This window comes from Proteiniphilum sp. UBA5384 (genome assembly GCF_002410825.1).
Classification (GTDB): Bacteria; Bacteroidota; Bacteroidia; order Bacteroidales; family Dysgonomonadaceae; genus Proteiniphilum.
This window is the reverse complement of sequence record NZ_DHOS01000041.1, coordinates 25,760-39,515: the sequence shown is the minus strand read 5'-3', so window position 1 is coordinate 39,515 and position 13,756 is coordinate 25,760. Positions and strand designations below refer to the sequence as shown.

General features: G+C 42.6%; 15 protein-coding genes. 8 read left to right on the top strand and 7 right to left on the bottom strand.

From position 1 onward, the window contains the following. Positions 1 to 99 precede the first annotated feature (99 nt). A complete protein-coding gene (locus tag B4G81_RS08345; protein WP_294081532.1) occupies positions 100 to 840 on the top strand; it encodes a NigD-like protein in 741 nt (246 codons plus the stop codon). Positions 841 to 989: 149 nt separating this feature from the next. Here the strand turns inward: B4G81_RS08345 and B4G81_RS08340 are convergent, their stop codons facing one another. The 5 genes from B4G81_RS08340 to prmC all read right to left on the bottom strand — a co-directional run bounded on the left by B4G81_RS08340 (position 990) and on the right by prmC (position 4,164). Then, the gene (locus B4G81_RS08340; RefSeq protein WP_294081531.1) at positions 990 to 1,409 is read right to left on the bottom strand and encodes an SRPBCC family protein; all 420 of its coding nucleotides are present in this window, start codon (positions 1,407 to 1,409) and stop codon (positions 990 to 992) included. Beyond that, complete coding sequence (gene pyrE, locus B4G81_RS08335) at positions 1,406 to 2,059, bottom strand: orotate phosphoribosyltransferase (protein WP_294081530.1); 654 nt, start codon at positions 2,057 to 2,059, stop codon at positions 1,406 to 1,408. The genes B4G81_RS08340 and pyrE overlap by 4 nt, the downstream gene beginning before the upstream one ends. A gap of 84 nt (positions 2,060 to 2,143) precedes the next feature. Beyond that, complete coding sequence (locus B4G81_RS08330) at positions 2,144 to 2,839, bottom strand: ComF family protein (RefSeq protein WP_294081529.1); 696 nt, start codon at positions 2,837 to 2,839, stop codon at positions 2,144 to 2,146. After that, complete coding sequence (locus tag B4G81_RS08325; protein WP_294081528.1) at positions 2,826 to 3,341, bottom strand: regulatory protein RecX; 516 nt, start codon at positions 3,339 to 3,341, stop codon at positions 2,826 to 2,828. Before B4G81_RS08325 ends, B4G81_RS08330 begins: the two co-directional genes overlap by 14 nt. 7 nt (positions 3,342 to 3,348) lie before the next feature. Continuing rightward, positions 3,349 to 4,164 carry a peptide chain release factor N(5)-glutamine methyltransferase gene (gene prmC / locus B4G81_RS08320; protein WP_294081527.1) on the bottom strand — a complete coding sequence of 272 codons (816 nt, stop codon included), beginning with the start codon at positions 4,162 to 4,164 and terminating at the stop codon, positions 3,349 to 3,351. 24 nt (positions 4,165 to 4,188) lie between these two features. Here prmC and ribD point away from each other — a divergent pair, with 24 nt between their 5' ends. From ribD to B4G81_RS08285, 7 genes are all read left to right on the top strand, one after another. Then, positions 4,189 to 5,259 (top strand): bifunctional diaminohydroxyphosphoribosylaminopyrimidine deaminase/5-amino-6-(5-phosphoribosylamino)uracil reductase RibD, encoded by a 1,071-nt coding sequence (ribD, locus tag B4G81_RS08315; protein ID WP_414703184.1) that lies wholly within the window; start codon positions 4,189 to 4,191, stop codon positions 5,257 to 5,259. Positions 5,260 to 5,344: 85 nt separating this feature from the next. Next, on the top strand, positions 5,345 to 6,718 hold the full coding sequence (locus B4G81_RS08310; RefSeq protein ID WP_294081525.1) for a DUF6242 domain-containing protein: 1,374 nt from the start codon (positions 5,345 to 5,347) through the stop codon (positions 6,716 to 6,718). 102 nt (positions 6,719 to 6,820) lie between these two features. After that, a complete protein-coding gene (locus tag B4G81_RS08305; protein ID WP_294081524.1) occupies positions 6,821 to 7,528 on the top strand; it encodes a DUF6089 family protein in 708 nt (235 codons plus the stop codon). Between the two features lie 18 nt (positions 7,529 to 7,546). Then, entirely contained in the window at positions 7,547 to 8,296 is a 750-nt protein-coding gene (locus B4G81_RS08300; RefSeq protein WP_294081523.1) for an isoprenyl transferase, read from the top strand. Between the two features lie 47 nt (positions 8,297 to 8,343). Next, entirely contained in the window at positions 8,344 to 10,998 is a 2,655-nt protein-coding gene (gene bamA / locus B4G81_RS08295; protein ID WP_294081522.1) for an outer membrane protein assembly factor BamA, read from the top strand. A gap of 115 nt (positions 10,999 to 11,113) precedes the next feature. Continuing rightward, positions 11,114 to 11,626 carry an OmpH family outer membrane protein gene (locus B4G81_RS08290; protein WP_294081521.1) on the top strand — a complete coding sequence of 171 codons (513 nt, stop codon included), beginning with the start codon at positions 11,114 to 11,116 and terminating at the stop codon, positions 11,624 to 11,626. Positions 11,627 to 11,691: 65 nt separating this feature from the next. After that, positions 11,692 to 12,201 carry an OmpH family outer membrane protein gene (locus B4G81_RS08285; RefSeq protein ID WP_294081520.1) on the top strand — a complete coding sequence of 170 codons (510 nt, stop codon included), beginning with the start codon at positions 11,692 to 11,694 and terminating at the stop codon, positions 12,199 to 12,201. Between the two features lie 56 nt (positions 12,202 to 12,257). Here the strand turns inward: B4G81_RS08285 and B4G81_RS08280 are convergent, their stop codons facing one another. Further along, positions 12,258 to 13,403 carry a universal stress protein gene (locus B4G81_RS08280; protein ID WP_294081519.1) on the bottom strand — a complete coding sequence of 382 codons (1,146 nt, stop codon included), beginning with the start codon at positions 13,401 to 13,403 and terminating at the stop codon, positions 12,258 to 12,260. Positions 13,404 to 13,513: 110 nt separating this feature from the next. Next, positions 13,514 to 13,756 (bottom strand): DNA-binding protein (locus B4G81_RS08275; RefSeq protein ID WP_294081518.1); only part of this gene is annotated, 243 nt, incomplete at its 5' end.

Genomic DNA, 13,756 nt, shown 5'->3' with positions numbered 1-13,756 from the left:
TTCTCATGCAGCGTTTTTTCCTTTCATGCATCTTCTACATAAAAGGACAAACCAAAAATCATTATTGCCTGTCCCATACAATAAAGAATAAATAGTCGAATGAAGAAAACGATATTGACAGTCAGCAGTTTCCTGATCGGGATGGTATTAATCATGCCCTCGTGTGACGACAGCAATGGGAGGTCACTGGGAGATATATACATCAGCATTGCTACCGTCATACCGGAGGGTGAAAATACTTATTCATTCCTATTGGACAATGGTACCCGGCTATGGCCTGCGGCAGGAAATATAAGGTTCCCTTCAACCCCTGACCAGCGCGTGTTTCTCAATTATACCATTCTTTGGGAGAGTTTGGAAACAACTTATAATTACGATATTAAAGTAAATGACATATGGAATATCCTCACAAAGGAGGCTATTGGGTTGAATGCTGAAAACGCAGACAGTATCGGAAATGACCCGGTAAAAATTGAAGATATATGGGTAGGTGGAGACTATTTGAATATATCATTCATTTTCAAATACGGTGGGGAGAAGCCACACATGGTGAACCTCATCGAAAACACGCTCTCAGATGAAACACCATCCGATATGGTCGAACTTGAATTCCGCCATAACGCATATCAGGGGACAGGGACAAGATTAGTGGAAGGATTTGTCTGTTTCGACCTTAAACCTTTCAGGGTAAATGATGCCGATTTTGTGAATCTCTCCATCAAGGTAAAAGAATGGGAAAAACAGACAACATACGACGTAGTTTACAGGTATAACCAGCCGGTAGGGGAAACACATGCCGAAATGCCTATACCTGTGGTATCGTCCGCTGAATACTATTAAATATCAAAACCACAATTAAATTAGTTCTATTTCTTATATGACTTTTTGATTTTCCAATAACCGGACGGTCTCTGTGAAGAGCTCGTCCGGTTTCTTTATCGCTAAAAGTATCTTATCCCGACTCGCTTACCGCTTGGTACTTACCTGTATCATATCTGATCATAAGGTAACTGTGCCAATATATCAGAAACTTTTTCCATCGCCTCCTTTATAGGCTTTTCAACCATTCCGCTGATAAAGGGATTCAGGTCTGCTTTTACCGTCAATCGCATACGGGTGTCGTTCTCAGCCTTTGCGACTAACTGAATCCAAAAAAAAATTTCAAAGGGAAGTTTTTCCGACTTGAACTTCACCATTTTATTGGGCTCTCGTTCCACCACAAGAAGAACCACAGTCCCTAACGGTTCTACCCGGAAAGAAACGAAGTCCTTATCAAAGGTGAACTCCTTGATTTTATCTTCGGGGATTCTATCCTTTGCCAACTCAAGTTTGCGAAGGTCTGAAATTACCCGGAACACATCGGAATCACTATGTAGAATAGTCTTTACCTCACTGGTAAACTCAGTCATTTCTTTATCTTTTTTAAGGTTTGTCCCCAATTCTCCGGATTTTTACGCCAATCCTGTAAAGTTTGTAATTCTGATTCATCGATATAATCCGTGGATAACGCTTCATCCAGAATAGCATCATAATTACAAAGAGTGGTCAATTCCACCCGTGCATCATGCATCCGTTTTTCTGCAAGAGGAAAGCCATAGGTAAATACCGCCAACATCCCCAGGACATCCGACCCATTGCGTCGGATAGCTTCAACAGCTTTCAGACTACTCCCGCCCGTAGAAACCAAGTCTTCAATTACAATCACTTTTTGTTTCGGTTTCAGGTCACCCTCAATCATATTCTCTAATCCATGATCTTTTGGCTCTGAACGAACATAGACAAAAGGCAGGCCAAGCAGGTCAGCAACCAGCACACCGGGAGCAATGGCACCTGTGGCAACCCCGGCTACGGCATCAGTATGCGGATATTTCTCGAAAACAAGCCGAGCAAACTCCACCTTTACAAAATTACGTATCGACGGATAGGACATCAATTTCCGATTATCACAATATATAGGCGATTTCCAGCCCGAAGCCCAAGTAAAAGGGTTAGATGGCTGTAATTTAATGGCTTTGATTCTAAGAAGCTTCTCGGCTGTTAATTTTTGTAACGTATTCATACTCTTTGTCAACTTTTTTGCAGATTAATCACAAAAGTACACTTTTTCAAAGTTATTTGCATATTATTTCAGAAAAAAATACAGCTAAAAAACTTCACCCAGGGTAGCGATACTGATTTTCACCCCTTTGCATGCCTGCAATGCCATTCCACAGGCTTCCAGTGTAGATCCGGTTGTGATCACATCATCGACCAGTAACAGGTGCTTTCCTTCAAACAATCTCGTATCCGCTACTTTGAAAATATCTCTAACGTTCTCCCACCGCTGTGTTTTGGTACGTTTTGTTTGTGTGGGATTATATACCACGCGCAGCAGGTTACCGGCAGAAACTACCAATCCTGTAATTTCAGACAGGCCTGCAGCAATGATTTCAGCTTGGTTGTATCCTCTTTTTTTCTCTCGTTTGGGATGCAGCGGAACCGGCACAATCATTTCAAGTGGAGCGAGAAAATCACTTCCAAGCAGGTCTTTGCCGAACATCCGTCCCAGCAATAGACCAATATTTTTTCCATAACGATATTTCAGATGATGGATCAATGGCGGTAATGTACCTCCTTTCGAATAGGCACAGAAAGAAGCGATACGTTCAAAAGGTATTCGTCCCGCCATGAGTTTTTCAGCTTTATTATCAGGTTCTTTAAAATTATGGGTTTTCGGTAATTTATAGAGGCAATCCAGACAGGCACCCTCTTCGCCGGAGAGCAACTCCCTTCCGCAAACAACACATACATTCGGAAAAAAAAGATGCGCCAGTCCGTTCAGTAATTCATTCCGTTTCATTGGTCATTTTCCCTCTGGTTATTTCCTCCATCCCCAATCTCTCAATACCTGCCAATATCTCTTCCATGGAAAAACCTCTTCCCAGTGCATAACGAATCAGTTTACCCCGTTTCTCATAGTCCGATTTTCCCGTTACACTTTTCCATTTTTTTTCAAGTATCGGTTGTAACGATTCACCAAACGAAGTATCGGAAAATTCCATAAACAGTTCATCGATCAATTTTTGAGAGAATTGCTTCTGTCTCAGAGAAAGTGTTATCTTTCTTTTACCCCATTTGTTGAAATGAAGCTTATCATGGATAAAACTACGGATAAACCGCCTTTCATCGATATACTTCTCTTTTTCCAACCGATCGATAATCCTGTTTATGACCGGTCCGGAGAGCCCCATCCGTGACAGCTTCCCAACTATATCGAAAGGAGCGCACTCTTTTCGTGCACAGAGACGGGTCATCTTCGCATAAGCTTTCTCTTCGGTAATTACCTGACCTTTCATATCCATCTCTTATCTATTTTACAGCACGTACCATCCTGTCATTTCCGGAGATATCCTTTCTCAATTCTATATTCACAAAGCCTTTGTCATGAAGCATACTACACACTTCCAATCCTTTCCCCCTGTTTATTTCGAAATAGATTTTCCCTTTGCAACGCAACATTTTCAATGCCGCTCCTGCAATCCTATCATAGAAGAGCAATGCATCATGATCGGGAACAAACAGGGCTATATGCGGCTCAAAGTCAAGGACATTCATTTCCATATCTTTCTTTTCCGATTCGGTCACATAAGGTGGATTGCTTACTATAATATCAAAACCGGGATATTCTTCAACCGGTTGAAGAATATCCCGCAACGAAAACCGTACCGACACACCGTTCAGACAGGCATTTCCTGATGCCACTCTGAGAGCTTCCTCCGAAATATCCCAGGCGTGAAGGTCAGCCGAGGTCATTTTTTTTGCCAGTGTTACAGCAATGCAACCGCTACCGGTACCGATATCCAACACCGAACAACCCTCTTGCCTGTTCTCAGAGAGTATCCATTCTACCAGCTCCTCAGTTTCCGGACGGGGAATAAGCACATCGGGCGTAACTTCAAAAGGCATTCCATAAAACTCCGTCTTACCCAATACATATTGTATCGGCTCTCCATTTTTCAACCTCCTGACAATATCTTCTACTTTCCGGAGTTCCGAACCGGATAAATAAGTATTTTTGTTACTGCATATCTCATCGAGGACAAGCCCCGCAATGACAGAAATTTCTGTCCGGGTATAAAACCCGTCCAGTTGTTGAAGGATATGTCGAACCGAATGTTGTTGCATAACGATTTGTAAAGATAATAAAAAATGGAATTCAATCCACTATTTATGAAAAGATGCCTTCAGCTTGCCCGCAAGGGAGAAGGTTTTACAAAACCCAATCCCATGGTAGGTGCTGTAGTGGTATACGATAACCGGATTATCGGTGAAGGGTTTCACCGGCAATACGGGGAAGCGCATGCGGAAGTGAATGCTATTGCTTCGGTAAAGGAAGCAGACTTACTCCCCGAATCGACTCTGTATGTTTCTCTTGAACCCTGTGCTCATTATGGTAAGACGCCACCATGTGCGGAATTGGTCATCTCCAGAAAAATTCCGCGTGTAGTAGTAGCCGCCGGCGATCCCAACCCGAAGGTGTCGGGTAAAGGTATCGCAATGATGAGAGATCAGGGCATAGAGGTAATACAGGGCGTACTGGAAGAAGAAGCAAGAGAATTGAATCGGGTCTTTTTTGTCAACCAACTCCATAACAGGCCATATATCATTTTAAAATGGGCGCAAAGTAGTGACGGGTTTATGGATCATTTTCGTACGCCGGGTGATGGCAAAACACCGGTTATCATATCCAGCTCGCTCACACATACTATCGTTCATAAGATGCGCACACAGGTACAAGGAATCATGGTGGGCACAAATACCGCACTTCTTGACAATCCCCAACTGACGGCAAGGAAATGGTTCGGGCAACATCCTGCCCGAGTAGTAATCGACAAGGAAAACAAGATACCTGCCAATGCATTCTTATTCGACGGATCGGTACCGACCATCGTATTTACGGCATCTCCCCCCCATGACGCCATCAAAAAAACACAACTGAAATATATTGACATCGATTTCTCGGGAGACACCAACCAACAAATACTGGACCGGCTGTACAAAGAGAAGATACTCTCTTTACTGGTGGAAGGGGGTGCCCAATTATTGGACTCTTTCATCGAGAAGGGGATGTGGGACGAAGCATATATTGAAATAGCCGAAAAACCTCTTCATACAGGAACAAAAGCACCCAATATAGAGGGTAATGTAATTACCTCTGTAAAGTATCCGGGGTCGGTTCAATTTCATTTAAAGAGCAAAATAACTCGAAATTTTCATTAAATATTCATTTTAATATGGTTAAAGAGAAAAATCTTTCTACTTTTGCATATCCTAAATAACAGTGGTGTACAATATTTTGAAACAAATGATATCTAAATATTTCCTTTGGACATCGGTACTTATCCTGAACATATTATTGTTCTCCTCTTGCCTTAACTCCTCCGACAACTACCTGTTGGATCGTCCTACCGATCCGCAGATATATGCCATTTCGCTTTCATCCAAGACAGACTCCGTTGGAGTATTGACAGACGTCTCCTTTACCATCGACCAGATAAACGGGGAAATATTCAATAAAGAACCGCTACCCTACCTGTTTCACGTGGATAGCATCAGCTTGAGCTTATCCAGCTCGAACACCTATTTTCCATTCTATAAGGTAGAACTCACGCTCACCGGCAGTCCGGATGACAGTACCTATATATGGAATCAACTGGATTCAATTGCACTACCCAGGTTAAAGAAGATCAAAACCACTTCTCCCGATGGCCTCCACGAAAAGACTTATCAGTTTAAACTGGGCATATACCAGAGCGACCCCTATATCATTGACTGGAACCGGATAAAAGACAGTTATCTGGCTCCTCCCGTAGGAGAACACCGGACGATAGCCCACGAGAATGATTTTTACACTTATTACCGGTCAGGGTCCGGGATAAAAGCCTATTCAGCCCCTATTTCCGAAAACCCGGAATGGACAGAAGCCTCTTCTCTCTCCGGAATGCCCGATAATATTCTCCTCACATCACTCATTACATGCGGAGGTACCCAGTATGCCCTTACTCCCTCGGGTGCAGTTTATCGCTCTGACAATGCTATCACATGGAATGAGGTGTCAACTTCATATGAAGTGAAAGCCATATACGGAGAACTTCCTTTTGTCACACAGGGCAGTGTCCTGTTGGCGGTAAATGACGGAGGGACACTCAAGTTCGCCAAGACAAGCGAAGCATTCTCGGAAATTGTACTGATGAATAATATACCGGAGAATATGCCGGTAACTGATTTTTCGGCATTAACAGTGGAAAGTAGTACGGTATATGCCAACAAATTCATCTTCATATCAGGCGGAAAAAAGGCCGATAACACCTCCAATAATGACATCTGGGTATTACAGGAGTCCAATGGCATTATCACATTTTTCACTTCACAGAAACCGGATGAAGGAATTCTGGAAGGGAGCAGTCTTTTTTTCTACGATGACCAGCCATACCTGATAACCACCACATCCACCGGAAAAAATCTGCTGATGTATTCAAATAATTACGGTGCCGAGTGGAGTAACGCAGGCGAAAATCAGGCTTTTCCTAGCGAACCTGTTGATTTTACCGCAAGAAAATATGCATCGGTTATCACCGATAATAACAATAATATATGGATATTCGGCGGAATATCCTTGTCCGACACCCAAATTGGGGATATCTGGAAAGGGAGGCTCAACAAGTTTAATCAAAACTGATCGAAGAAATCACATTCACGGTTAAAACGAGCAGCAAGTTTACCCTACACAATTTATGTAATAAATTTGCGTTAAAGTTGAGACAATCAAAATTCAATCAGAATGAAAATTGAAAGATCTGTCGTCGTCTCACTTTTTGCAATGGGTCTCTTCATTTCGATATCCACAGTGAATGTCTGTGCCCAGGAATACAAGTATGAGATTGGAGGCGCCATAGGTACCTCGTTTTATATGGGGGACGCCAACAGGACCAGACCCTATCTCCATCCGGGAGTGGCGGGGGGGCTCCTATTCCGGTATAACATCAATTTTCACTGGGGCATCAAGGCTAACCTGTTTGTAGGAAACGTTTCCGGAAAGAGTATCGATTCGGGCAATATTTTCCCGTTCTCAGTACAGGCATCGTTTCATCGTACCTTGGCAGATTTGGGGACACAAGTGGAGTTCAATTTTTTCCCATATAGCGATAAATATAGCTATCTCGGGACAAAACCCTATACTCCTTATTTATTTACCGGCGTAGGTGCTACCTATGCCACGGGAGATAATTTTTTTATGGATGCAAACATTCCTTTCGGAATGGGATTTAAGTATAAATTAAAAAATAAAATGAATATCGGTATCGAGTTTTCGATGCGAAAGTTGTTTAGGGATGATTTCGATGTGGTTCGACAAACCACCGGATGGAGTTTAGACAGTCCCTACGGCATTCAGAGCAGTCTATTCAAAAATCGGGACTGGTATTCATTCACAATGGTTTTCCTGACATGGGAGTTCGGTTTACGTGAAGATCCCTGCCATGGAAATTAACAATTCAGTCGTAGAAAAATGTCGTTGCTTGAAAAGATAGATAGGGATCGCCTGCCCGCCCATATCGCCATTATTATGGACGGAAACGGACGATGGGCAAAATCCAGGGGACTGGGGCGCGGCGAAGGACACAGAGAGGGTATTAGTGCAATAAAAAGAGCAGTGGAAGCCGCCTCAAAGGCATCGGTACGGTATCTTACCCTTTATGCATTTTCCACTGAGAACTGGAACCGTCCCACTGATGAAGTAAAAGGATTAATGGATTTAATGGTATACGCTATTTCCAAAGAAACTCCTTTCCTGAAAAAAAATGGAGTCAGTATCCGTTCAATCGGGGATAAGAATCGTCTGCCGGAATATGCACGTACCGCCCTTGAGGAATGTATAAGAGAAACTGCGGGGGGTGTACGGGTTACTTTAGTGCTTGCATTAAGTTACTCTTCTAAATGGGAACTTGCCGCGGCTGCAAAAAAAATAGCGAATGACGCAGTGAAAGGGTATCTACAGGTAGAAGATATCAATGAAGAGCTTCTTGGTAATTATCTTACCACATGCGGAATTCCCGATCCCGACCTGTTGATACGCACCGGGGGTGAGCAGCGAATTAGTAACTTTCTGCTTTGGCAATGTGCTTATGCAGAGTTTTATTTTACCGATATCTTCTGGCCCGATTTCGGGGAAGAGGCATTATACAAAGCAATTCTCAATTATCAGGGAAGAGAAAGAAGATATGGTAAAACCAGTGAACAATTAGAATTTGAACAATAATAGTTCTCCACCGAATAAAGAGAGTCAGAGAAAAGAAAAATATCACAATGTTGAAGAAAATACCTTATTTACTTCTGTTATTTGTCATACTGTCGCAGGTTATATCAATGGCACAGACCAATGACACCATACCTTCGTCCGCTACCGGATTACCGGACGTAAATTATACTGCTCCTTCCAAAAAGTACTATATCGCCGATATCGAAGTGACGGGAGTGGAAGGCACCATGTATGAAGAGCAGAAATTTGTCCTTGTAGGCTTTTCCGGCCTTTCCAAAGGCCAACAGATACAGGTCCCCGGTCAGGATATCACCAATGCCGTCAAAAAGTTCTGGCGACATGGGCTCTTTTCCGACGTAAAGATATTACAAAATAAGATTGAGGGTGACAGTATCTGGTTGGAGATAAGTCTGACCGACCGTCCCCGCGTAAGTAATATCCGCTATAAAGGCATGAAAAAGGGAGAGCAGGAAGATATCGAGAAAAAACTGGGTGTCGTAAAAGGAAATCAGATTACGCCTCCCCAGATATCCCGTGCAGAAGTGATCATTAAGAGTTATTTCTCCGAAAAAGGATTCGGTGATGCAGAAGTAAGAATCATGCAACGTCCCGACTCCACACAAAAAAACCAGGTGACACTGGAGATCGACGTCGACAAAAAAGAAAAATTGAAGGTTAACAATATCAGCATCGATGGGAACCAAGCTCTTTCGGATCGTAAACTGAAAAAGGCCATGAAGAAAACCAACGAAAAAGGGAAACTGGCCAACCTCTTCCGTTCAAAAAAGTTTGTGGAGGATCTTTACAAAGAGGATAAACGCAATCTCATAGGAAAATATCATGAAGAAGGGTACCGTGATGCGGAAATCCTTCGCGACACGGTTTACAAACACGACGAAAAAACAGTCAATATAGAAATTGCAGTAGAAGAAGGGCCACTCTATCATATCCGCTCTATCAACTGGGTAGGGAACACCCATTATCCTTCTTCTCAATTAGGACAACTGCTTAACATGTCGCCGGGCGATATTTATAATCAGAAGAAATTACAGGAAAGGTTGATCCAGGATGAAAATGCCGCCGTCAACCTATACCAGAATAACGGTTACCTGTTCTCAAATATAGACCCTGTAGAGATCAATATCGAGAACGACTCTGTGGATTTGGAGCTCCGTGTGATAGAAGGTCCCAAAGCGACCATTAAACGGGTGATTATCCAGGGGAACGACCGTCTCTATGAAGATATTATTCGCCGTGAGTTAAGGACAAAACCGGGGGCGGTATTCAGCAAAGACGACCTGTTGCGTTCGGTACGTGAAATCGCACAAACAGGACACTTTGATCCCGAAGCTCTTTCCGCTGATATCAGTGGGGGAATCAATCCCAACCCTGAAGATGGGACTGTGGATATCACCTATCCATTGACGTCGAAAGGGAATGATCAAATCGAATTTTCGGCCGGATGGGGTGTAACCGGACTAGTGGGAAAACTCAGCCTGCGACTGAATAACTTCTCACTGAAAAATCTGATCAATCCATCTATGCATAGAGGCATCATCCCACAGGGCGAAGGGCAAACGCTCGTTTTGAGCGCACAGACCAACGGTCAGTATTATCAATCTTACCAATTTCAGTTTATTGAACCTTGGTTTGGTGGTAAAAGGCCAAACAACCTTTCATTCAGTGCTTATTACTCCAGGATGACCGGAATGAACGATCGCTATTACAGCCAGAATATGTATAGCAATCCTTATCTGTATGGAGGGTATGGTGGTTACGGGGGCTATGGCGGCTATAGCGGCTATTACCAGGACGCTATGGAATATAGTTACGATCCCGATCAGGTCTTCAATATGGTAGGAATTTCAGTGGGATATGGAAAGCGACTCGAATGGCCGGATGACTATTTCCAGTTTATGGCAGAATTGGGTTATCAATTGTATAATTTGAAGAACTGGAGATATAACTATTTTAAGTTCCAGACAGGAAGCAGTAATAGTATCTCGCTCGGGTTAACACTCTCCCGCATCTCTACCGACAATCCCATCTATACGCGTACCGGTTCTCAATTTACATTAAGCGTCAGTGCTACCCCACCTTTCTCATTGTGGGATGGCAACGATTATGCTAATATGTCGGATGCTGATCCGGCCAAATACAAATGGAATGAATATCATAAATGGAAATTAAAAATCCGTACCTTCACCCCGTTAACTCCCATGACGGTAAAAAGGACCCCGGTAATGGCAACCAGAGTTGAATTCGGACTATTAGGACACTATAACAAAAACAAACAGACCCCCTTTGAAACATTCGATGTGGGAGGTGACGGCATGACGGGATATACGTCTACCTTCGCCACTGAAAATATAGCATTACGCGGGTATGAAAATAACTCAATCATGACGGAGGGCCGTGCCTATACTCGTCTTGGACTGGAATTACGCTATCCGTTTATTCTGGAACCCAATTCCACTATTTACGGTGTGGCATTCCTCGAAGCAGGAAATGCATGGCAGACCACAAAAGAATTCAATCCTTTCGACTTGAAACGTTCAGCAGGAGTGGGAGCACGTATCTTCCTGCCGATGATCGGATTGATGGGCATCGACTGGGCATATGGTTTCGATACTGTATACGGACGAGGAACCCGAGAAAGGGGAGGGAGCCAGTTCCACTTTATTATCGGACAGGAATTCTAATTCATCCCGAAGGATTTTCGTTTAACATAATTTATCAAGGTGTCTGTAAACGTTTTATTACCGAGACAGTCTTTATATTCGGTAGTTATTCAGTAGTAATTAAAACAAGAATAATATGAAGAAAGTACTTTTTTTGGTAGGGATATTCATGGCGTTAGCAGTGGGAAACACCTATGCGCAAAGGTACGCCTTAATCGATATGGAGTATATCCTGAAAAGAATCCCGACATATGAGAGTGCCGGCAAACAAATCGAGTCATTATCCAAACAATGGCAGAATGAGGTAGACAAAGAAGTAGCAGCAGTTGATGCCATGTACAAAAAATACCAGGCAGACCTTGCTCTACTGAAAGGAGATGAAAAAACCAAACGGGAGAATGAAATCGTAGCCAAAGAAAATGCCATCCAAGAGCTCAGAAACAAATATTTCGGACAACAGGGGGAATTGTTCAAAAAGCAGGAAGAACTCATCAAACCCATTCAGGACGATGTCTATGAAGCAGTCAAAGCCATTTCCACCGAAGCAGGTTATACGCTGGTGATAGACAGGGCCTCCGCCACATCCATTATTTTTGCATCACCCGGTATTGACATCAGCGATCAAGTGCTCTCAAGGTTAGGATATTAAAATAAATAGATTATCTTTGTAGCCGATTTTTATCGAATTACCAACAAAAAATAGAAATAGCAATCATGTTAAAGAAGTTATTAATTTTATTTATTGCCGTAGCTCCATTGGCAGCCGTGGCACAAGAGGTGAAGATCGCCACAGTCAATGTACAGGAGATTTTTGCCGCCATGCCAGAACTATCCGGCATTGAAACCCAGCTAACTAATAAACAGGATGAAATTACTAAGAACATGCAAGCGCTGGAGGAGGAATTCAACAAGAAATTAGAAGAGTTTGAAAAAAATCCTGGCTCTTCTGAAGCTGTAAAACAAGACCAGCAAAAACAATTGGGTCAGATTCAGGAAAGATTCCAGGTCTATTCTCAAAACAGCCGGCAGGAAATGAGTCAATTGCAACAGCAACTGCTTGAACCTGTGAACAGGAAAATATTTGAAGCTATTAAAGCTATTGGGGATGAAAACAAGTACACATTTGTCTATGACATTTCTTCGGTACAATCGCCTCTCGTATATATGACACCTTCAGCCACGGATATCACTCCGCAGGTAAAAACAAAACTGGGTCTCAAATAAAATAAGGTAAAATACACATAAAAAGGGTTCTTCTTAATGAGGAACCCTTTTTTATTTTACATACCTTTAATTACTAATAACGGCGTATCGGAATGAAATATCATTCTTCGGGCAATTCCCGGATTGAATATCCTTGCGAAGATATTACGCCGGGAACTCGACAAGGAGATCATATCCACCTTATGTTCATCTGCAAATTTATCGAGTGTAATCTCTAACCCTTCATTCTGATCGATCAGTTTATATTCAATCTCAAGATGGGGATACAGATCCGAAAAGCGTTTCTGTACACCTGAGAGTTTAATCTCATTCCATACATCTTCTTTCTTTGCAATATGTGCCAGATAGACCTTCACCGGATAAGGCTTCAAAAACTTCATCATAATATCGAACGCTTTAAATTCACGCTCCTGGAAGTTGGTAAGAAAGACAATAGCCCTCATCTCTGAAAGGCTTCTTATTTTTGTATCCTCAGGAATAGCAAAAACGGGCGTCCTGCAACCATCCATCACCTCGGCGGTCACACTCCCTATCAGGTCTAACTCTTTGGCGTTTTTGCCCCTTGTACCCATGACAATAGCAGTGGGGCGCATTTTTTTGGAATAAGTGATGATCTCTTCTTCGGGTAATCCCTCAACCAGCGCTGTTTTATAGGATACTGCCGGGATCAAACCAGAAGCTATCCTGCTTTCAATTTTCTCTATTAGCGCCTGCATCTCTCTTTCAGTCCTGTTTCTTACATCCTGAAAGAGATCCTTGTCAGTCGTCTGCATGGCGAAGGTATCTCCAAAGGGTACCGATGCGGGATAAAAAGGTGTAAAGAATGCATGTAGCAGCTTCACTTTACAATCCAGGTCACTCGCCAGACGAAATCCAAATTCACATGCTACCAAAGAATAATCAGAAAAATCTACCGGAATAAGAATCTCTTTTTTTGTCTTTTGATTCTTATCTTCCATATTTGTCGAGGTAAAATCTACTTCTTCAATGATCTGGAGCGCCTTGGGAAGATCACTCTCATTGATCCGTACACGCACATTTTCGGGCACCACCGGATCAATCATTTGAATACCATGTATGACAGCCGGAATTCCTTCCGATTCAAGGATCGATTTCAATATATGTGCCTTCTCATATGTATGAATTGCAACGGTAACGAGTTTTGCATCGTTGGTCCCGTTGTCATCTTTATCTTTTTTCATACCATCATTTTTAAGAGTATCCGCAAGAGATAATATCCTGCAAACACCAATGTTAATAATTCAGAGACAAAAAAACCCACCGGATATAGCCAAAAGTGGGTTTTCTTTTTTTACTCTCTTTCTTCAGCTTCCACCGAATCGGGTTCGGGATAATCTTTCAGACCTAGAATATCCAATGCCTTATCAAAGATAGTGGTATCATCGAGAACAACAATACCACCATTCGGCCCCGGTTCAATATGTATTCCTACACTTTTACCTTCTTTAAAATTATATCCACCAAAATAGTTCCTTACGGTTTCGGGTTTCATATCCAATTCCTCAGCTATCCGGTGGATACTACCGTCAGGGAG